The 21,966-nt window shown below is 29.6% G+C and carries 15 protein-coding genes and 2 pseudogenes; all 17 read right to left on the bottom strand.

Annotated elements, in window-relative coordinates:
* Positions 1–43: 43 nt before the first annotated feature.
* Entirely contained in the window at positions 44–637 is a 594-nt protein-coding gene (locus KIB46_RS03200; RefSeq protein WP_291670846.1) for a CHAP domain-containing protein, read from the bottom strand.
* Between the two features lie 89 nt (positions 638–726).
* Complete coding sequence (locus KIB46_RS03195; protein ID WP_291670844.1) at positions 727–1,767, bottom strand: methyltransferase domain-containing protein; 1,041 nt, start codon at positions 1,765–1,767, stop codon at positions 727–729.
* Between the two features lie 95 nt (positions 1,768–1,862).
* Positions 1,863–2,111 carry a hypothetical protein gene (locus tag KIB46_RS03190; protein WP_156562441.1) on the bottom strand — a complete coding sequence of 83 codons (249 nt, stop codon included), beginning with the start codon at positions 2,109–2,111 and terminating at the stop codon, positions 1,863–1,865.
* A gap of 179 nt (positions 2,112–2,290) precedes the next feature.
* On the bottom strand, positions 2,291–3,022 hold the full coding sequence (locus KIB46_RS16365) for a metalloregulator ArsR/SmtB family transcription factor (protein ID WP_156562438.1): 732 nt from the start codon (positions 3,020–3,022) through the stop codon (positions 2,291–2,293).
* 131 nt (positions 3,023–3,153) lie between these two features.
* On the bottom strand, positions 3,154–4,062 hold the full coding sequence (locus tag KIB46_RS03175; RefSeq protein ID WP_156559181.1) for a patatin-like phospholipase family protein: 909 nt from the start codon (positions 4,060–4,062) through the stop codon (positions 3,154–3,156).
* A gap of 29 nt (positions 4,063–4,091) precedes the next feature.
* On the bottom strand, positions 4,092–4,436 hold the full coding sequence (locus KIB46_RS03170; protein WP_291670840.1) for a hypothetical protein: 345 nt from the start codon (positions 4,434–4,436) through the stop codon (positions 4,092–4,094).
* A 148-nt stretch (positions 4,437–4,584) separates the two neighbouring features.
* Positions 4,585–5,685, bottom strand: coding sequence for a DHHW family protein (locus tag KIB46_RS03165; RefSeq protein ID WP_291670838.1), 1,101 nt, complete (start codon positions 5,683–5,685; stop codon positions 4,585–4,587).
* A gap of 12 nt (positions 5,686–5,697) precedes the next feature.
* Positions 5,698–7,074, bottom strand: a complete 1,377-nt coding sequence (locus tag KIB46_RS03160; protein WP_291670836.1) for an MBOAT family O-acyltransferase — start codon at positions 7,072–7,074, stop codon at positions 5,698–5,700.
* A 195-nt stretch (positions 7,075–7,269) separates the two neighbouring features.
* Complete coding sequence (locus KIB46_RS03155) at positions 7,270–7,752, bottom strand: DUF4358 domain-containing protein (RefSeq protein WP_291670834.1); 483 nt, start codon at positions 7,750–7,752, stop codon at positions 7,270–7,272.
* Between the two features lie 106 nt (positions 7,753–7,858).
* Positions 7,859–9,367, bottom strand: a pseudogene (gene yjeM / locus KIB46_RS03150) (glutamate/gamma-aminobutyrate family transporter YjeM).
* A gap of 128 nt (positions 9,368–9,495) precedes the next feature.
* Positions 9,496–13,848, bottom strand: a complete 4,353-nt coding sequence (polC, locus tag KIB46_RS03145) for a DNA polymerase III subunit alpha (protein WP_291670831.1) — start codon at positions 13,846–13,848, stop codon at positions 9,496–9,498.
* A gap of 218 nt (positions 13,849–14,066) precedes the next feature.
* On the bottom strand, positions 14,067–14,861 hold the full coding sequence (locus KIB46_RS03140; protein ID WP_291670830.1) for a hypothetical protein: 795 nt from the start codon (positions 14,859–14,861) through the stop codon (positions 14,067–14,069).
* Between the two features lie 137 nt (positions 14,862–14,998).
* A pseudogene (locus KIB46_RS16360) lies at positions 14,999–15,183 on the bottom strand (phosphoribosylglycinamide synthetase C domain-containing protein); the annotation flags it as partial.
* 156 nt (positions 15,184–15,339) lie between these two features.
* A complete protein-coding gene (locus KIB46_RS03130) occupies positions 15,340–17,967 on the bottom strand; it encodes a PRD domain-containing protein (RefSeq protein ID WP_291670828.1) in 2,628 nt (875 codons plus the stop codon).
* 47 nt (positions 17,968–18,014) lie between these two features.
* A complete protein-coding gene (locus KIB46_RS03125) occupies positions 18,015–19,589 on the bottom strand; it encodes an amidohydrolase (RefSeq protein ID WP_291670826.1) in 1,575 nt (524 codons plus the stop codon).
* Positions 19,590–19,612: 23 nt separating this feature from the next.
* Positions 19,613–20,509 carry a YitT family protein gene (locus KIB46_RS03120; RefSeq protein ID WP_291670824.1) on the bottom strand — a complete coding sequence of 299 codons (897 nt, stop codon included), beginning with the start codon at positions 20,507–20,509 and terminating at the stop codon, positions 19,613–19,615.
* Positions 20,499–21,965: a family 1 glycosylhydrolase gene (locus KIB46_RS03115; protein ID WP_291670822.1), complete on the bottom strand. Its 1,467-nt coding sequence runs from the start codon at positions 21,963–21,965 to the stop codon at positions 20,499–20,501. Before KIB46_RS03115 ends, KIB46_RS03120 begins: the two co-directional genes overlap by 11 nt.
* Position 21,966: the final 1 nt, after the last annotated feature.

The raw sequence follows: 21,966 nt of genomic DNA, 5'->3' as shown, positions 1-21,966 counted from the left end.
TGCTGTAGCAATATTTCTTTTACTTACACATATTATTAAATTTCTACTCTTTTCTAAGCCATCCTACAGGAGTTCTATGTCCTCCAACATAATAATTATTTCCATCCTTCTTAAGTTGAAACTTATCTCTTGTCTGAGTACCCATATTTTGCTGTATTACTTCAATGTAGTCATCTCCAACTTCTGAAATAATTACTATATGACCATATGTTGTATCATTAAATATTAATATATCATTTACCTTAGGCATCTCATTATGGCCATTCCTATATTGAACAAGACCTCTTTTCTCATTTACTTGCCCTTGTGGAATACTATTATCAAAAAAATCCTTTGCATTCCCATATCCATCTGGCATCTCATGGCCTAAATAATCATAATAATATCTTTTTATAAACTCAACACACTGCCACTCATATCCATAATAATATCCATCTTTACTGTAATGTTTTCCATGAACATTTCCATATTCTGAACCATTATAGTATACCTCTACCCCATTAAATGCATCAATTGTTTCTCCAATTCCATTTTTATTATCTTCATATTTTTTATAACCTTTATATGATGTGTATCCTATAACGCACCCCAAAAATAGAAGTATAGTAATAAATTTTAATACCTTTTTCTTTTTCACAATCACCACTTCCAATCTCATGGTAATTATATCCTAATTATATATTAAAATACTTACTTTTTAGATATTTGTAATATTTTTTTAATTTTCTAATTTACTTCAATTACACTTATGAATCTATCTATCTTTTCATAGTTAAGCTTTTTATTATATTTCATAAATTCACTTTCAAGCTCATCTATATATGAATAATATTCATCTTTTATTTCATTTACTTGTGCTTCTGTTAACTCTTTTAATATTCCCTCTTCTTCAATTCTATTTTTAAACATTAAATCTCCTATTACTATCTTCCCATTATCTTTTAAAACTCTTATCATCTCTTTAACAGCTAATGATTTTTCTTCAGAATTTAAGTGGTGAAATGCGTAAGTTGATACAATTATATCAAATACTTTATCATTAAAAGGTATCTTTAGAAATTCTCCTAATCTCACTTTTAAATTAGGATATTTATGTTTTGCTACTCTTAACATTTCTCTAGATTGATCTATTCCAACTACTCTATAGTTATTTTCTAAAAACTTTTTAGCTAAATTTCCTGTTCCTACCCCAATATCTAACACTGATATACCATCTCCAGCTATAGTAGATTTTTCATACACCTTATTCAAAACTTTATTATAGTTTTCATAAATCTTTAAAGCTCCCCTATCAACCTTCACATCTTCATCATAACTATCTGCCCAACTATTAAAGTTCCACTTATCCTTCCATCCCTCTCTAATAGATGCTACCTTATTTCCTTTCTCAATAATAGGAAAGATTTTATCAGAGTTCATTTTCTCATCTTCATATAATATATCTATTATTTTCTCAAGTGATTCTCTAATAGTATTTAATCTATGTATCTCATCATTCACCATAATCCATTGTCTATTAAAGTGCTCCAAATAATCTATACTATCATTACTTTTAATTATTTCCTTTATAGTTTTAATTGATAGTCCTATAGATCTGTATAATAGCACTGCTTGAAGTTGCATAATATCTTTCTCTCTATAAATTCTATAATCATTTTCCTCATCTCTTATAGGATTAATTAATTCCTGTTTCTCATAATATCTAATTTTATTGGTTGTTATATTAAATAACTTCGCTACTTCCTTTATATTATATTTTTTACTCATGTTCTTTCCCCCTTTACAACTAAGTTTAAACCTTAGTCTTAGGTTAAAGTCAATAAAAAACTCACAGCAATTTTCATCACTGTGAGTTCTAACTCTTATATAGCCAAACTATCTATATCTACGTAATAATTTTCTGCTTTGTTACTGCACTCATTACACACTGGAATACTATAAACAATTTTTCCTTCTTCCACATCATTTATTTTTACATTTGATATTACATCTGCCTTTTGTATACATCCCTTGCAAGAACATAATGTAACCTTTTCTCTTTTCTTTTCTTCCCAAATCTCTTTTTTTAATATTTTGCTCTCATTAATATTATGTACCTTTATAAAATTCATTTTAATCCCCACCTTATTATGTATAGTTATAATTACATATCTATTTCCATTGTACTCCTTTTCCAGTTATTATATTATTTATTCAGAAAATTAAAATTAGTTATAAAATACAAATTATTCTACAATTAGAAAAAGCCTACAGAATAATCTGTAGGCTTTTATACATAAGTATTTAATTTTTAGTGAGAACATCCATCATGATTACATACATGAGTACTAGGAAACTCTTTTAATTTATTTTCCTTAAATGCCTCTAGATTTTTTTCTAAATCTCCTTGAATTGCTTGAAAAACTTTTATTCCCATAGAATTTAATTTATTAATAGCTCCTGCACCAATTCCTCCAACTACTACTGCATCAACTTCTTCACCTGATAACGCTTTCATTGGTTGGCATTTACCATGTTCATGACCTAAATCTCCATTACCTACTGACTTAACTGTATTAGTCTCTAAATCACATATTACAAAAAGTGGTGCTGTACCAAAATGACCATATGGTATACTTTTTACTCCTTCATTTGATTCAACTGGAAAACAAACTTTCATTATAGGCTCCTCCTTAATTTTATTATTACTAGCACATTTTATATGCTTACATCCATTTAGACATTTTAAGCCTGCAATATTTGTTGTACTAGTTTTTTCATTATCTATTGTTGATTCTAAAAACTTAATTGAAGAATTTATTTTTTCTTCATTTAAGTCATAGATAATATGATAACCAATTTTATATCCTTGAATTAAACCAATATCTTTAAGTATTTTTATTTGTTGAGATACTGCTGCTTCACTTATTTCAAGATGTCTTGCTATACCTTTAGCACACATGCCTCTATTTGAAATTAAAAGCAATATATTTACTCTAGTTTCATCCCCTAGTGCCTTAAAAATCTTTATAAACTCTTCCATTGCTCCTCCATTTTTTAATTAAGTGGTTGCTTAAGTAAATCTTAACACTATTGTATGTTAATTTCAACCATTTTATAGTTTATATGTAAAAAAGCCATTATACTTTGTATAATGACTTTTTATATAACTATTTATTTTTCTTTCCTTTTAAAGGAAACAGACTTTAGCTTTCCATACATTTTATACAGCATTGGATTTTCTTCTTCTTCTTCTTTTTCATTAATAAACCTTATAAGTTCCATAACAGGCTTAAGCCTATTCATTGTATCCTTATATCCTTCATTAATTCTAACTCTTTTAGCATCAGTATCTAAATTTAAAGTACCATTAATAGTATTTTCATCTAGATTTTCAGGCGCTATTATAATTAACTTAGAATGAGGATATAAATCTCTATCAATAGTTGCTTCTTTTGAAAGTAAAACAACGATTATAACATCACACTTTTCACCATAAACTGGCTGTATAGGTGTATTATCAGCAATACCACCATCAATATACTTTTCCCCTACAACCTCTGTACTATCATATATAAGCGGAAGAGATGCAGATGCTAACACAATTTTTTTCCTTGTATCCTCATCATAATCATTCAATCTAAAATACTTAACATTATAATTAGGTAATTCTGTACAAGCTGCAAAACAAACCTTATTAGTATTGTCAAAAACACTACAATCAAGATATTTTTCTATAACCTCTACAGCACCTTCATTACTTATTGCTCCATGTTCTATCTTATCACTAAGAAATCTCTTAGCTAACTGAAGGTTCTTCCCCCCTAAGTACAGCCCTATTCCTCTTTTTATTAATTCTACCTTACTAAGAGGAACTAATTTATCCATTGTTACTTCTTCCCATAACTTATCTGCTTTTTCCATATTATCCATAGCAAATAGCACTGAATTAAATGCGCCTATAGATGTACCTGAAAAGACAGATATGTATTTACTTATTCCTAATTCCTTTAGGGCTCTCCAAACGCCTAACTCATAAGCGCCTTTTCCGCCACCACCAGAAAGTACTAATCCTATTTTCATAATCCCCCCATATTTCTAAATATTTCGTTTTATATACCATAATGAATTATATATTTTCCCTTAATCTTCGCCTCCATAATAAGACAAGTTAAGTCTGTAAGCTCTTGTGACCTCTTAAACCTATTTAGTGTTGATGCTATATCATGTAAAAACATTAAAGAAGTATCTGGTATCAAAGTTACTCCAGTATATGCAACTCCAAAACTTGGGTTTTTATACTTATGATGATATGTTCTTAAGTTCTTAAGATACTTTAACATCTCAGTTACTAATTCATCATCTACTTCTATACAATTATATTCTTTAGGATCATAATTGCTATAATCTTTTTCTTTATCAAGCTTATCTATTATTCCAAATTCATGTTTTGCCATATCTCATCACCTGTGTTCTTTATTCATCTTATTATTCATTATTATAACAAATTAACTCTATATATGAAAACAGGATTTCTACCTATTTAATGAAATCCTGCTTTAACACTTTAAACTTATTAAATAAATATAATCCTATTTGATTTCCTTAAGACTTAAGCTTTATTATATTAGTATCTCTAGTAAAATTAATAAAATTATACAATACTAATACATTATCAAAGCTATTATTATTTATATATTCACTAACAGATTCAGAGAAACTTCTTAAATCTATAACATGAATTTCTTCAAAATTTTCTGTTAAGAATGGAATAAAAGAATTCGCATAAGAGTCCTTAAAGATAACTAATTTCTTTCCATTTTTCAAATTGGAATTATTAATTATAGTCAATGGATTATTTCCATATAAAAACAATGAATATTTATCTCTTATATCTAACTTAGAATAATCATATAAAGAATTATATAATTTATCATCTATCTTCATTGTTATCCCTGAAAAGTTATAATAAGTTAACTTATCCGAGGTAATATTAAAAGGTTTTGCCTTTGAAAAATAAGTTCCAAAAAAACCTTCCACCTCATTCTTATTATACTCATCTAAATTTATAGCTTTATAACCTATACTTTCTATAAAATCTCTATAAGCTAAGTAGGCTCCCTTTGTAGTCCAGTGATGGTCAGTTTTATAATATAAACTTTCTTCGCTTTTCTCTATAAACTTTTCAGTAAGATTAATCTTATTTCCACCGTTAATACCTATATACATCTTCTCTAGCTCATCCCTTTGATTAATTACAGGAGCACCTAAGGGCAATTTTTCTTTATATACTTCATATGAATTTGGCGCTATTAATACACTTACAGGTGTCTTGCTATTCTCTATGAGCTTATTAATAGAATCTATATTAATGGTAACTCTTCTTTCATCTAACGCTGTAAACTTTTCGAAAAGATATCCATCTTTTCCATAAATAATACTATTGTTTTCTAACTTTCCTAATAAGTACTCACTTCTTGATTTTAAATCTATCCAGTTATCTCTTAAAATAAATTGATCACTCATATACTCCTCATACTTTTTAGGATAAGTGCCATTAAAATACTTTTCTAAGGAAAACTCAACCTTTCCTCTTAAACTTCTATTTTCTAACTCTGAAAATCTCTTATCCTCTTTACATATATCTATAATAGTAATTACTAGAAGGAAAATAAAAAAAGTATATAATAAAGGATTTCTTCTCATATTTAATACCTCCTAGAATCTAAAATAAAGGAATGGATTATATGTTGCATCAACTAAATAAGCAACAGATATTATAAAAATACCCATTAGAATTATTGTCTTTATCCATTTAAAGTTTTCTATCTTTTTATAAAACATCGAAACTAGTGGTAAAGAAAAAATAATTGCAATAATTAGTGAAACTCCATAGTTTCTAAGATAATAAATCCACTCTTCTCCATTTGAATAGAAAAATAACTTACTAAGGTATTCATAGATACCATTAAAATCGGTTATAGCAAATAAAGTCCATCCAATTAAAAGTAAAAATATTGTGTATATGTGGGAAAATACTTTATGCTTATTTAAAAAATTTATAACCCCTAACTTTTCAATACTAATAAGTAAGAAAAAGAATAATCCCCAAAGTAAAAAATTATAACTTGCTCCATGCCATAACCCAGTTAAAGCCCATACAATAAATAGATTAAAAGTAACCCTAACTTTACCTTTTCTATTACCACCTAAAGGTATATAAACATACTCCTTAAACCATGAACCTAAAGTAATGTGCCATCTTCTCCAAAATTCAGATATGCTTCTTGATATATAGGGGTAATTAAAGTTTTCTGGAAAATTAAATCCTAACATTTTACCTAATCCAATAGCCATTAAAGAATATCCGCTAAAATCAAAATAAATTTGTAAGCCAAAGGATATAATCCCAAGCCAGGCTAGCGGTGTTGAAATATTTTCAAAGCCTATTCCTTCAACTTCTGTCCAAAGCATTCCTATATTATTTGCTATTAGAACCTTTCTACCAAGACCTAAAATAAACTTTTCAATTCCTACTTCAACATTATCCTTAGTAATAACTCTCCTACTTATCTCCTTATTTATATCGGTATACTTTACAATTGGACCAGCTATAAGCTGTGGAAATAAGGTTACAAATGCTGCAAAATTAATAATGTTCTTTTCAGGAACTACCTTGCCCCTATAAACATCTATACTATAGGACATTGTTTGAAAGGTATAAAAACTTATTCCTAAAGGTAAGGTTATCTTTACTCCTTTTATAGCTAAATTAAAAATATTATTTATGTTGTCTATAAAGAAATTAAAATACTTAAAAAAGAATAATAGACCAAGATTAAATACTAAGGAAATACACAAAACTATAGTTTTTTTCTTAATTTCACTTTTATATCTATAAATAAGCCTTCCAGCTGTGTAATCAATAATAATTGAGGCAATCATTATTAAAAAATATTTACCTTCTCCCCAAGAATAAAACACTAAACTTAATAGAGTTAAAATTAAGTTTTTATATTTCTGAGGAGTTATATAATATAGTATTAGTGCAATAGGTAGAAACCTAAATATAAATAAAATACTACTAAATATCAAAACTTTTCTCCTTTTTAACTAATTATCCATCTTGCTCTTGCAGGGGCATATATTTTATTTTTTATTCTTTAGGAAGAAAAGAACTAATATATCGCTAAATTGTTGAAGTTATCCACAATTTAATAATAGATATAATTTCCTAAAGAATAAAAAATTAATGCTTTAAGAATGTTTCCATTCCTAAAGCATATTTGACTATTTTAGAGCTTCTTCAAAAACTTTTGCTGCCTTTTCAGCATTGTTTTGTCCTTCTTCGTAATCTGGGATAATGAAAAGTCCTACATAATTTCCATTTACCTTTAATTGTGCTGCTTCAACTGCTTCAGGCTCTCCTGGATAAAATGCTGATGCCTTCTTATCCTCAATAACTTTATCTAATGAAGCCTTTACAGCATCAACCTTTCCCTCTTTAGCTTTAACAACTGCAACTACTTCTAATCCGGTATTAATCACACCATTTTCTACAGTTTGTTCTTCTACATCATCAAGATTTAAATGGAATTTTTCTGTTAAAAGTTCTCCTTCAACTGTTCCTAATGCTCTCATTTCCACTTTTTCTTTAATACTTTCAACAATTTCACTTGTTGGAACATTTTTAGCTTCTTCCTTTGCTCCACATCCTACAAATGTTGCTCCTACCATTAAAGTAGCTAATAAAATTGATAATTTCTTTTTCATAATACTCCTCCGTCATCTTTTGTATTCCTTTACAATGTATCACATATTTTTCACTTTGAAAAGTTTCAAAATCATTACAATGTTAGTACTCCTACAAAACTTTTAACTATACTTTATTATTCTTATACTTTTTTTCATAAATACTATATAAAATTAATGCAACCACAGAAAAACTTATTGGTCCTGCTAACATCATTATAGTATCAAATATTTTTCAAGACATTGCTGGCTCTATTATTGTAAATATGTTAGCAAAGCCCACTATTATGCATATAATAACTGCCACAAAAATTGAAGCTCCATAGGAGTTATAAAATTCATAGGCTTTGGGAACCTTTCCTTCTAATTGCTTCTTTTTAAACTTAGGAAAAGCTGCTGCTAAAAATAAATATGGTATAGTCATGGCAACATTGGTCATTAAAACTAGTATCCTAAAGAATTCTTTTGCGCCTTTTCCTCCAAATGATACTAAAAGTATTATAAAAATTACTATAATAGCTTGAACCCACATAGCATTTATAGGCATTCCACTTTTTATTTCTCCAACTTTTCCTGGCCAAATTTCCTTTGGTGCTCCTGAAATCAATGTTTTTAATGGGGAATAGGTTAATGTAAAGAATGCTCCACTTAAAGCTAATAACATTGATAACCCAACAAATCTAGCAACCCAAATGCCCATTTGTAAAGAAACTGTTTCACTTAATCCCATTGCATTTCCAAGTTGAACTCCAAAGTTATTCATTAGAATATAAGCTACATTACTTAAATTAACATCTTGAGATGATAATACATCATTCCAATTAGTAAAAACTCCACAGGCAAATATTCCTATGGCATATCCTACTGAAATAACAAGAGCAGAAACAATTATTGCCTTAGGGAAATTCTTTTCTGCATCCTCAGTTTGGTCAACCAATCCTCCTAATACTTCAAGACCTCCAAATGCAAAAATAGCAAAGGTTACAAAAGATAAAATTTGTATTATTGATTTATAGTCTGGATTTGGTGAAACAAAAAATGCTTTTACTCCATTATTAATTGGTTCTGAAAATTCTCCACCATTTAAAGCAAATACTACAATAGCTCCTATAATTAAAACTACATTTAATATTGCTATAAAGGTGCCACCAACAGATGTAATCTTAGTTATTTTCTCTATACCCTTGGTAGATATAAATGTGACAAAAATTATCCATAGTACTCCTAGTATTCCTAATGTTTGAGTTGAATTTAATCCTAATAATGACCATGTAGATGTTAAATCCTTTCCAAAAAATGCATTTGATAAAGGAATCCATATAGACGATGCCACGTTTACCATCCATACTATATAAGATGCATACCACATAAAGGTACCAATAAATGCATACTTAGGACCTATAGACCCTTCCATCCAAGAATAAATTCCACCACTTTCTTTCTTAAAGGCAGAACCATATTCAGCCATAATAAAAGCATATGGTATAAAAAATGCTATTGCACTTATTATATACCATGGAATAGCGGCATATCCCATTAGTAAGAAGGACCTTGGCATATTAGCAAATCCAAATACAGATGTAAAAATCATAAGTATTAAAGCCATTAATGTTAGTTTTTTTGTATTATTGTTCATTCTATCACCTCTATTTAACCTATCTACAATAGGTTGAACAAAATGAAGAGATATTATTTATTAAAGATAATAAAAGCTATAAAATTCATTAAAAAGGAATTTTATAGCTTTTCTATCACATTACTAACTTAAATTACATCAAAGAAACTTACCTGATCACTTTCTGATAATCCATTTAAACAACCAAATTTTCTAAGTAAATCTACTGCAGAATTACCTATTTTAGCACGTTTCTTTAAATTATCAATTGAACTAATTGGAGTTTCTTCATGAACAGCATTAAATATTGCTTCTGCTGCCACATTACCCATTCCCGAAATACTATTTAAAGGAGGTCTAAGGGCATCCTCTTCTACTTTAAATTTATCCCAATCTGATTTATATAAATCTATTGGTAGGAACTTAAAACCTCTTTCATACATCTCTAATACAATTTCTAAATCATCATACATATCCTTATCCTTTGGAGCTGCATCATTTCCTTGTAAGCTGATTTCCTTCATTTTTTCTCTAACCTTTTCTTTTCCAAAAATCATATACTCTGCATCAAAAGCCTTAGCTCTTATAGAGAAATATGCTGCATAATATGCTAAAGGAATATGTACTTTAAACCATGCAATTCTAAATGCCATCATAACATAAGCTGCTGCATGGGCCTTAGGGAACATGTATTTTATCTTTCTACAAGAATCTATATACCATTCAGGTACATTATTATCTCTCATCATCTTTTCATACTCTGCCCACTTTTCAGGATCCTTTAAAGCCTTACCTTTACGAACAAGCTCCATTATCTTGAAGGATGTATTAGGTTCAAGACCCATTTTAATTAAGTAAACCATAATATCATCTCTACAACATACGGCATCACTTATACTTGTAATTACTCCTCCATCAATTAAATCCTTAGCATTTCCAAGCCATACATCAGTACCGTGAGATAACCCAGATATACATAATAAATCTGAAAAACTCTTAGGAAGTGTATCTAAAAGCATTCCTCTAACAAACTTCGTACCAAACTCAGGTATACCAAAGGTACCAACCTTAGAATTAATTTGTTCAGGTGTTACTCCAAGTGCTTTAGTTGATGAGAAAATAGACATAGTTTCTTTATCATCTAAAGGTATTTTTTGAGGGTCTACCCCTGTAATATCTTGAAGCATTCTAATTACTGTAGGATCATCGTGTCCTAGTATATCAAGCTTAAGTAAGTTTGAATCTATTGAGTGATAATCAAAATGTGTTGTTATAATATCTGAATTAGGGTCATCAGCTGGATGCTGAACTGGACAAAACTCAAATATCTCTCTTCCCTTAGGAACAACTATTATTCCTCCAGGGTGCTGACCAGTTGTTCTTTTTATTCCAGTACATCCCTTTGATATTCTAGTAATCTCTGCTTTATTAGCTTTAGTATTTCTCTCTTCAAAATATTTCTTAACATATCCAAAAGCAGTTTTTTCAGCTATTGTACCTATTGTTCCTGCTTTAAATGTTGTACCCTTACCAAATATAACTTCTGTATATCTATGGGCCTTTGCTTGATATTCTCCAGAGAAGTTTAAGTCAATATCAGGCTCCTTATCCCCATTAAATCCAAGGAAGGTTTCAAAAGGTATATCCATTCCATCCTTATCCATCATTTCTCCACAAACAGGACAAGCCTTATCAGGTAAGTCAAAACCATTCTTAGCTCCATAATCATTGAAATCTGAATGCTTACACTTAGGGCACCTATAATGTGGTGGTAATGCATTAACCTCTGTAATACCAGTCATATAAGCAACAACTGAAGAACCAACAGATCCTCTTGAACCAACTAAATATCCATCATCATTAGATTTCCAAACTAGCTTTTGAGCAATTATATACATTACTGAGAACCCATTTTGAATAATAGAATTAAGTTCCTTCTCCAACCTCTGCTGTACAATATCAGGTAGTTCTTCTCCATATAACTCATGAGCCTTACCATAAGCTATATCCTTTATTTCCTGCTCACATCCTTCAATGTGAGGAGGACATTTTTCTGGAGATATTGGACTTATTTGCTCACACATATCTGCAATTAAGTTTGTGTTTGTTACTACTACTTCATAAGCCTTATCTCTTCCTAAATAAGAGAATTCTTCAAGCATCTCTTCAGTAGTTCTTAAATATAAAGGAGCTTGGTTATCTGCATCCTTAAAACCTTGACCTGCTTCTAAAATACGTCTGTAGATTTCATCCTCTGGATCCATAAAATGAACATCCCCAGTTGCTACAACAGGTTTATTTAGCTTTTCTCCAAGGGCTACAATATTTCTATTAATTTCTCTTAAATATTCTTTATCAGGTACTTCACCATTTCTTATAAGATAATCGTTGTTACTTAATGGTTGAATTTCTAAATAATCATATTCTCTTGCTATAGCTTCAATTTCTTCATCAGACTTTCCAAGTAGAATTGATTGATAAAGTTCTCCATCACTACAAGCACTACCTATAATTAAACCTTCAGAATACTTCTTAAACATACTTCTTAATATACGAGGTTTTTTATAGAAATAATCTAAATGTGAATAGGATACTAACTTATATAAATTCTTTAAGCCAACATAATCCTTAGCAAGAATAATAGCATGATGAGTTCTTAGCTTCTTAAAAGCTTCCTTTTTGGCAGTTTCATCAGATGCATAAATTTCTATATCCTCTAAGGTATTTACTCCTCTTTCCTTTAACATATCAAGCATTACCTTAAACACCTTAACTGTTGTATCAACATCATCTAAGGCTCTATGAGCAACATCAACCTTTATTCCAAGATTTTTAGCTATTCTTCCTAGCTTATATGTTTTATACTCTGGGAATAACTCATAAGCTAGTGATAAGGTATCTAAATATGTAAAGTCAAATTCATAACCTAACTCTCTTGCAACATGCCTTAAGAAACCAACATCAAACTCAGCATTATGGGCAACTAAAACGCTATCTTTAATAAATTCTAAAAGTTTAGGAAAAACCTTATCTATAGTTTCAGCATCTCTAACCATATCATCAGTTATACCAGTTACTTCAACAACTCTTGGAGGTATTGATTTCTCTGGATTAACAAAACAACTAAACTTATCAACCACCTTACCATCTTGGTACTTCATTACACCTATTTCAGTTATTTTTTCTAATCTAGGTGAAAAACCTGTAGTTTCTAAATCTAATACACAATAAGTAGTATCAAGGCTTTGCCCCTTAATATTTCTCACAGAAGGCTTTTTATCTGGAGCAAGGTAAGCCTCCACTCCATAAATGACCTTCATATCAGGATTATTTCTACCTAATAACTTATGTGCTTCAGGGAAAGATTGAACAACACCATGGTCAGTTATAGCTATAGACTTCATTCCCCAACTCATTGCTCTCTTTATTAAGTCAGCTGCACTGCTCATACCATCCATTTGACTCATCTTAGTATGAAGATGAAGTTCAACTCTCTTAACTTCTGACTCATCTCTTCTTACTACCCTTTCAAGTCCCTTTGTTTCAACTATTGTATTTGCAATCATCTCAACTTCCCCAGAGAAATTACTAAAACCTAAGTTTCCACAAAGCTTAACCCCCCTTGCCTTCTTAAGCTTAGATATTACATCATCAGCTTGCTCTGGCTTAAGGAAGGACTTACAAGTAAGAGAACCTGTTCCATCATATAAATCAAAAGAAACTAATATCTTACCACTTCTTAATTCCTTTGTCTCCATATTAGATAGTTCACCATATAAGGCAACTCTTCCCTCCTCAGGAGAGGCATCAGATATTCTTATTAAGGATTCTTTAATATTAGAATTTCTACCTAATATTAAGAAAGGATTATTCATCTTTCCAGACTTCTTATCATCTTTACCCTTATCCCCTTCACCAGGAACAGTTGGGGTTGTATCCTTAGGAATAGATGGCCCAGTAGACCTAATTTCACTCCTAATCATAGACATTCTCTTCTTCTCTTCTTCTACTTGAAGCCTAATTAATTCATCTGCATCTACATTATCAACAAACTTTATATTATAGGATTTACCATAGAAGCTTTTTATGCCTTCCCTAATTTCCCTATCATACTTTAAGTCCCTGAACATTGTTGATACAGGCACTCTAAACTTTAGTGTTATTGTATTACCACTTATTTCATAATCACAATTGTTAACAGCTACCCTAAGAAAAGGATGTTTATTAGAAACATAAGATATTATATTCTTAATTTCCTCTTCTATAGGCTTCATCTTAACTTCTTCAGTATAATTTATAGCAATCTTTGAATGCTCTAAATAAAACCTTCTTTTAATGAAGTTATTAAGTTCTTCAATTTCCTGTATTTCTATGTATCTATCTGAACTTATTGCTAACTCTAAAGTTTTAGATTTTTTCTTTAAAACTGCACTTTCAACCAAGGCAGTACTTATGTTGCTTCCAGTATTAAAATCACTAAAAACTTCATTTATCCTTTTCATAATAATTTATACCTTTCCATAACTTCAGTATGGTTCTATTATATATAATTAAGTTCATAATTGCACATACAAAAAAAGGTATAGAGTTACATATTTTTTATATAAACTCTATACCTTCTATCTTTTCAAATAATATTAAATAAAATCTTTTTTATGGTGGAGGGGAGCCATTACCATTACCTCTACTAAACTTAATAACTTTTCGCTCTTCCTAAATATTATTTATTTATCTGTTCTTTAATCTTTTTAAATTGCTCTTTATTTTTTTCATTTAATATTTTTAAATATTCACATTTTTCATCATTAATTTCCCTAGAGAGTTTAATTATCTCATCTAAAACTTCATCTTCTACATAAATAGCATTTGAGAATAATTTTATACAAACATCCATTTTATCTTTAGGAATTTTAAGTTCATGCTCTACTCCAATGCTATCTAGCATTAACCTTACTGATATCCTATCAATGCTATTTTTAATAAAATTTTTCCTACTCTTTACATTATTATTCTTAACATACTTTGGTACTAATAATAAAGAATTTATTATTTTTAGTAATTCATTTTTCTTCTTAAATCCCAATATATTTCCAACAGATCCACTATCTAAAAACTTACTATTTTTATTATCTTGTCTCATATCCTCATTAAAATATTTAGATATAATTTGATTATACAACTTAATATTCTTTTTATATGTTTTATTTTGCATAAACATTAATTTTTGAAATCCATCTATATCTAATGCGTAAAAATAAACTGTTCTTTTATCCAAATGAATTTTCAATTGATTCTTTAATACACTATTTCCAGTTACTTCATCCCTTAAATTATAATAATGCCCCTCAAATTCTTCTTTATTAGTATTTATTTTTCCTAATAAACTTTTATAATCACTTCCATATATATCTGATATGGATTTAAGTAATATTATTCTCGTTTTATTCCCATATCCACATTCCAACACAGGAACGTTTACCCCATTTATAGATACCTCATATAAATAATTAACCACATAACCCTCTCCAAAAAATTCATATATTATTAACTATTTCTTAAAGTTTAAAATTATAACCATTTTCTTACTAATAATAGAATTATAATTTCCTAAGAAATCCAGCAATCGCCGGATTTCTTCCTAAGCTTTACCATTTATTCAAATATCCCTATATCTTTTCTACAATAAGCTCCCATAAAATCAACAAGCTCAACATTTCTATAAACTTCTTCTCTAGCTTCCTCTAAAGTCTTACCCGTACCAATTACAGACAGAACTCTTCCCCCACTAGTCTTTAAAACACCATTTTAAGCTTTGCTCCTGCTAAAAAGACATTATCCTATTAATCTATACAGCATATATTGATTTTCTACATCAAGGACAAATTTAATGAAATCATAAAATATAAAAAGCAGCATATCCTGTTATGCTGCTCAATTTTCTTAACTCATAGTTTTTTCTTTTTAATTTTCTGAAAGAACCAGTTTTCCTACACTCAACATTGTCTTATAATTTGAATTATATTTGCCAATTCATCATCGTTAAATTCCACGCAAAATTCTTCTTCAATTAAATGTAAAATCTCTTTCAAATCATTGTATAGACGTTTATTTTTCAAAATAATGTGTTTGGTTTGTCCATTTTTTGCAGATTTATTTTCATTTTGCAAACGATAAATGGAACAAGCAATATGCATAAATAAACCTACTTCTTGATCAGATGATAGACCATGCACCATTTTCTTTATTCTGCGAATGACCTTTGGTAAAACTTCTTTTAATAATTTAAAATCAAATCCATCTAACTGCTCTTGAAGATATGCATAAATAGCATCATAGTTGACTGACATAACGGATTCTGCTGTCTCTAAAGATAGTAAAATATCCAGTTTATCTGGGGAAGTATCAAACAATTTAGAAATAGGAATATATGGTATTCCGTATAACTCTGGATTATACGCTCCAACAACGCAAGCAATTTTTTGACTTTTTTGAATTTGATTTACTTTTTTCAACAGATATTCATGATCAGAAATAGCTAAAGGTATGATATCTGTATTCTCCAAATAAATATGTTGTTCAATATAATTTTTTATTTGTATTGCTGCTCCCTCTCCTGTCATACATAAAGTAATAATAACTTGAGGTTTCTCTTGTTTCTGATAAGATTGTTGAATTTCTGGATACATTTGTTGATAAGAGTCCATAACTGATGTATATATATCATCTAAGGAATTATAACAGCTTGCTTTACGAGAGCAATCTAAAGCAATTAGAGTAGCTGGAATACAAACAGTTTTAATATCAATTCCAGTTTCTAAGCTTATCATTTCTGCCATAGACCTTAAAGAACCCATATCATATAACATCAATACTCCTTTTCCTTGATGAATTTCTAAAATTGTTTGGCTTAATTCCTCATAAACCTTTTGCATGTCCTTATCTAAATAAAGGTCAAAGGAATAAATATTTCCATCTCCAACCAATGTGTTTGCTACTTCAACAATACTAGATGCAGTACTACTTCCATGCATTGCTACCAAGACAACTGGTTTATTTTTTGATGTTTCACTCAAATTGTCCTGCGTTATAAACATTGTTAAAAATACTACTTCATAAATAGAGAATTCTACATTAAATTCTTTTTCTAATGTAGTTGTAAATTTAGAGCAAAAAATATATTCTTCATTAAATTCTTTGATTGTCATAACAATCTGTTCATTAGATAATTTTTGTGATTTTCCTTTTCTTTCTAATATGGCAGATAAATGTAAACAAATCGCATAAAAAAGTGAGTTTGGATAAATACGTTCAAAGCGTATTGATGCCTCTTTAAGAAACGTATCAACCATCCCAATAATTTTAGAATCAACAATCTTAGAAATCAATTCTTTATCAATTTCTTTTTGTTCAATACTGGAATTAATTTGTTTAAAATTATAGTCTAGATCAGCTTGAATAATTCCCATGATATCTTCTTCATCTATTCCATGTTGTTTCAGTTCTTCTACTTTTCGATCAATCATATTATAAAAATTTCCATCAGATTGTTTTGTATTATTATCATGGCAAGCATTTGTTGCCTGGGCTGAAAAAATATACAAATAATTATCTGGTATTATTTGTTCAATCTTTGTACGATATTTACGATATGATAAAAAACCTTTTCGAACATAATTCGGAAAATCATGAATAAAAAGCTCCATTTGATTGTCTTCTTTGTCAAAACTTCTAGCATAACCATTTGCACAACCTAACTGAATATCCTTTTTCAACTGCTTTACATTAGATTGACATGGATACAGCATTAGACAACGTAATACCTCTGCATTAATCTTAATATCCCTTTGAATACATTCTGCTTCTTTTTGAAAAAAAAGTTGAATCATATCGAATCTTTCCTCAAAACTCCTTTTGGATAGTGCTGGTAAATCCACAACAATTGAAAACTTTGAAGAATATAGACTCAAATACGAAGGATTGATGGAGTCATCAACAGAGTAAACTAAAATCATATTACTTAAAGATATTTGTGCTATCTCAACATAATTTAAAAGGTCACTTTGAATATCATGAGATAATCTATTGATGTGGTCAACAAATAGGATACCTCCTTGTGCTTTTTTCATCGCCCCATCATCTTTTGAAAAGAAAATTTCTCTAATTTTCTCATTAGATTCTTCAACTAAATATCGACAATTAATTTTAATAAATGGAGCCTCTTCTTTAATAATGTTAGTTTCTTTCGCAAATTCATAAATCAGCCTTGCTAATAAGCTTTTTCCTGATCCATCTGATCCTGTAATTAAAATAGGCAATGAATTGCTTGGATATAGCAAAGCTGCTTTTGTTAACTGAACAACTTGCTTTAAACTTGAATTATAACCAATCATCGTATGAAAACATGATTCTTCATGTTCTTTTACTAATGAATAATAAACAGGTCTACCACTAGTTTTCTTAATGCGATGTTCCTTTACCAATTCATTTAATAGCTTGCTTAAATTTGAACGTTGCATCTGTAAAACATCTGAAAGTTCTTGAGTTGTAAAATGAACATCCTCTGATTGATGTAATGATTGATTTTGTATATATTCTAAAACTATATCCTTGCTTAATTTCAACGAATAATCTCTCCTTTTCTCTAAACTGCGAATACCTTTACATTATATCATTTTTTGAATATTGTTACACCATCTACGATTGTTTCAACCACTTGTATTTTTTCTAACTCACTTAACTCTACTTCTAAAGGATTTTTCTCTAAAATTACAAGGTTTGCCTTTTTTCCTTTTTCAATGCTTCCTTTACTATTTTCTTCATGATATTGATAAGCTGCATATATTGTTACAGCTTTTAAAGCCTCCATAACACTAATACTTTGATCTTTTGACAATTCAACTCCATTTTTTGTAATTCGATTAACTGCACAGCTGATTGTTTTCATTACATCAGGAAATAATACAGGTGTATCTTGATGGAATGTATATGTAAGACCTGTACGAATAGCATCTTTTACAGGAGAAATACGAGAGGCTCTTTCTTCCCCTAAATTAGCCAAATGAATATCTCCCCAATAATATGTATGCGCAACAAAAAAACTTGGAATCATAGATATTGGTTTCATCTTTGTTAATTCCTCTTCTCTTACCAATTGAGCATGAATCATAACTGGACGATAAGAATCTATATAACTATGATTTTCCATAACTCTTGTAAATTGTTTTACATATTGTTCAGCTGCAGCATCCCCATTGCAATGTGCCAATAACTGTGCATGATCTTCTAAAGCATTGCTGATCAATTCATATATATCTTCATCTGAATGAACTGGATATCCCTTTTCTTTACTATGTTCATATGGTTCCTTCATCCATGCAGTTTTTCCTTGTGGAGATCCATCTAAAAAGATTTTATATCCGCCTAAACGAAAATGATTATTATATATATAATCTTTTGAATGATTTTGATATATATTACGATAATTTTCTAAATCAACATATCCAATAACATCAATTTTTAAAAGTTTTTCTTCAGCAAATAGTTTTAACAAAGAATATAAGGAATCGGTAAGAAAACCATCTTGAATAGTTGTAATACCATATTTTGCATACAATTCTTGCGCTAAAATTATATTTTTTCTCATCATTTCTATATCCAAGGAAGATATAGATTTTTGAAAATTAATAAAAGCATTTTCTTCCATATATCCATTCAAAGTATTTGTCCCATCAAATCTACCATATCTACCACCTTGTGGATCTTTTACATCATCATTTACATTTTCTTTACATAGTCCAAATGAATTTACAACACCCATATGATTTGAAGCATGTATTATAAGAATAGCGTGATCTTTGCTAATCTCATTAAGGACATTACAATCTGGGTGACGTTTTTCTTTTAAGAAATTATGATCATAATTGATACCAACGACCCATTTTCCTTTTTGAATATTTCGGTCTTTTATAAATTGTTTCATAATATCCACAATATCATAAAAATTTTTGGCTTTGGATAAATCACATTGTGCCAATGAATTAGCACAACCAACAAAATGAGAATGTCCATCGATAAAGCCAGGTAGAAGTGTTTTTCCCTCTAAATCATAGCTTTCATATTTCCAATCTAATGGGACTTCGTTATATACTTGTATAATTCGATCCTCTTCAATTGCAACAGCAGCTACTTTGGGCATTTTTTCATCCATAGTGAGAATTGTTCCATTATAAAATAATTTTTTCACATTATTCACACACCTTTCTTTTATCACAATCTTATTTCAAAATTTCCTAATACTTGATCTTGTTCTGTCACAACAACAAATGCATCTGGATCTTGTATCTTTAAATTTTCTTGTAATATTCTTACTTCATATTTTGACAGTACACTATAAAAAACATAGGTATCAACTTCTGTATAGCCACCTACCCCTTTCCAATAAGTTACTCCACGATTTAATTCATGTAATATTGTTTCACAAATAATCTTATTTTTTGTGAAAATCATAACGCTTGTATTTATATTTTGTAAATGTGTTTTATCAATTGCCATGGAGTAAACCATAGAATACAAAATAGAATAAATAGCAACAGGTAATTCAAATAAAATAGCACATACACTATATATGATTGCGTTAATAATCAATGCAAAACGTCCTACACTAAAATCTTTACTCTTTTTAGTAAGATACAATCCTAATATATCTAAACCACCTCCAGAGCCACCAGCTCTTAACGTAATTCCAACACCTGCTCCTGCTAAAATTCCACCCATAAGACATGAAACAGCATATTCTTCTATGATAGGCTGAGTAGGAATTGGTAAGTAAGTAAAAATAATGGTTTGTGTTATAATACTAAAAAATGTTTTAAAGAATAATGATCTTCCAAAATGTACAAAAGCTAACATTAACAATGGAATATTTAACATAAAATTCAATATTCCCGCAATGTCAAAACCAATATTTATATCTAATAACGTACGGATAATTTGAGAAATCCCTACTGTTCCTCCATTATAAAGTCCCAAAGGAACAATAAACCAATTTAATCCTGCACAAAACAAAAATGAGCCAATTAAAATAATTCCATAGTTCTTTATCCTTGTATTTATCATAATAGAACAAAAAGCGAAAGATATCTTTCGCCTTTTTTTAATCCACATCCTCTCCATTGGATTCAATAACTTTTTTATACCAATAAAATGAATCTTTTTTATATCGTTTTAGAGTTCCTGATCCATCATTATTTCTATCAACATATATGAATCCATAACGTTTTTTCATTTCTCCAGTAGATGCACTAACAAGGTCGATACATCCCCAATATGTATATGCTAATAAATCTACACCATCATGAATTGCATCTCTCATTGCTTTAATATGCTCTCTTGTATAAGCAATTCTATATGGATCATGAATACTACCATCAGCTTCAAGTTTATCTATAGCACCTAATCCATTTTCTACAACCATAAGTGGTAACTGATAACGGCCATATAATTCATTTAATAAGTATCTTAAACCTTTTCCATCAATACTCCAGCCCCACTCACTGTACTGTAAGTATGGATTTTTTGCACCAGTTGTAAAGTTTCCTTTTGCTTTTTCTGCATTTTCATCTACTGTTGTACAACCTGTAGAGTAATATGAGAATGTGATCATATCAACTTTACCTTCTTGAATATCTATAAAATCTTGTTCTTTTGTTTCAAGTTTCACATCATATTCTTCCCAAAGTCTTTGAGCATAATATGGATATTTTCCACGAGCCATTGTATCACAACAATAATAGAAATCATCTTGTTGACGTTTTTGAGTTGCTAATACATCATCTGGATTACATGTTAATGGATAACTACATACTCCACCTAACATTGCTCCCACTTTCATATCTGGTGAGATTTCATGAGCAGCACGTACAACTCTAGCACTAGCAACAAATTGATGGTGTAATGTTTGAAGTGCTTCTTTCATTTTTGATTTTGGATAATTTGGGATATAGTTTCTCAATAAAATAGGACTATTGATTTCATTGAACGTTAACCAATATTTTACCAACCCCTTATATTCATTGAATAATACACGTCCATATTTTTCAAAAAGGTCAATCAACTCTCGATTTCCCCATCCACCAAGTTCTTCTTCCAAATAAACAGGCATATCATAGTGGAATATAGTTACCAATGGTTCAATATTGTATTTTTTCAATTCTTCAAATACACGTCTATAAAATGCTAAACCTTCTTTATTAGGTTCTTTTTCAATTCCTTTTGGAAAGATGCGGGCCCATGAAATTGACATACGGAAAATCTTAAATCCCATCTCTGCAAATAAAGCAATATCTTCTTTATAATGATGGTAAAAGTCAATTCCTTCATGACATGGATAATAATATTCATCTAAAACTGCGCGATGAGCTCCTTCAGGTAATTCTTGAAACATGATAGCCTTTCCTGGCTTACCATCTTTAGTAATATACGTGGTATATCTAGGATCGGATACCGTTCCAGCAGTACTAGCATCAGAAACAGTCATTCCCTTACCGCCTACATTCCATGCTCCTTCGCATTGATTAGCAGCAGTTGCTCCCCCCCACATAAAATTTTTTGAAAATCCCATT

This window comes from Clostridium sp., assembly GCF_018372875.1.
GTDB lineage: Bacteria > Bacillota > Clostridia > Clostridiales > Clostridiaceae > Clostridium.
This window is presented reverse-complemented; position numbering and strand designations above follow the sequence as displayed.

What these genes read in the sequence shown, in the direction of transcription:
- KIB46_RS03195 (WP_291670844.1), bottom strand. Translation starts at nt 1,767, where the DNA reads ATGAGTAAAAAATATAATATAAAGGAAGTAGCGAAGTTATTTAATATA.
- KIB46_RS03190 (WP_156562441.1), bottom strand. Translation starts at nt 2,111, where the DNA reads ATGAATTTTATAAAGGTACATAATATTAATGAGAGCAAAATATTAAAA.
- KIB46_RS16365 (WP_156562438.1), bottom strand. Translation starts at nt 3,022, where the DNA reads ATGGAAGAGTTTATAAAGATTTTTAAGGCACTAGGGGATGAAACTAGA.
- KIB46_RS03175 (WP_156559181.1), bottom strand. Translation starts at nt 4,062, where the DNA reads ATGAAAATAGGATTAGTACTTTCTGGTGGTGGCGGAAAAGGCGCTTAT.
- KIB46_RS03170 (WP_291670840.1), bottom strand. Translation starts at nt 4,436, where the DNA reads ATGGCAAAACATGAATTTGGAATAATAGATAAGCTTGATAAAGAAAAA.
- KIB46_RS03165 (WP_291670838.1), bottom strand. Translation starts at nt 5,685, where the DNA reads ATGAGAAGAAATCCTTTATTATATACTTTTTTTATTTTCCTTCTAGTA.
- KIB46_RS03155 (WP_291670834.1), bottom strand. Translation starts at nt 7,752, where the DNA reads ATGAAAAAGAAATTATCAATTTTATTAGCTACTTTAATGGTAGGAGCA.
- polC (WP_291670831.1), bottom strand. Translation starts at nt 13,848, where the DNA reads ATGAAAAGGATAAATGAAGTTTTTAGTGATTTTAATACTGGAAGCAAC.
- KIB46_RS03120 (WP_291670824.1), bottom strand. Translation starts at nt 20,509, where the DNA reads ATGTGGATTAAAAAAAGGCGAAAGATATCTTTCGCTTTTTGTTCTATT.
- KIB46_RS03115 (WP_291670822.1), bottom strand. Translation starts at nt 21,965, where the DNA reads ATGGGATTTTCAAAAAATTTTATGTGGGGGGGAGCAACTGCTGCTAAT.